We start from the raw sequence: 270 nt of genomic DNA, 5'->3' as shown, positions 1-270 counted from the left end.
GAAATAATTGTTTCGGGCATCATCATTATGGTTCTTTCAGTGCCAGCTATATATTTTGCTATTCAAGTTAACGTTTTTCATATCACAACAGCGAAAACATTTTTAGGATTAGATATTCCGCCATTACCACGCAATAGAGCAGGTTCACTAATTAATTTTAAGCACAATGTTTTGAATCACGTGGTAATGAATGTCGTACACGGGATTGAAGACTATATTTTGGGGAGTGATAAATTACCGTGGAATTCTGCGGCCCCTTTTGGTGTTGTC

1 protein-coding gene is annotated in these 270 nt (G+C 37.0%); it reads left to right on the top strand.

Annotated features, from left to right (window positions below; genetic code table 11):
* Positions 1–270, top strand: a 270-nt coding sequence (locus MN204_RS20700; RefSeq protein ID WP_249872940.1) for a hypothetical protein, incomplete at both ends; no start/stop codon positions are given.

Source organism: Oceanobacillus saliphilus, assembly GCF_023522835.1.
GTDB lineage: Bacteria > Bacillota > Bacilli > Bacillales > Amphibacillaceae > Oceanobacillus > Oceanobacillus saliphilus.
The sequence above is the reverse complement of the archived record's forward strand: the minus strand, read 5'-3'. Positions and strand labels throughout refer to the sequence as shown.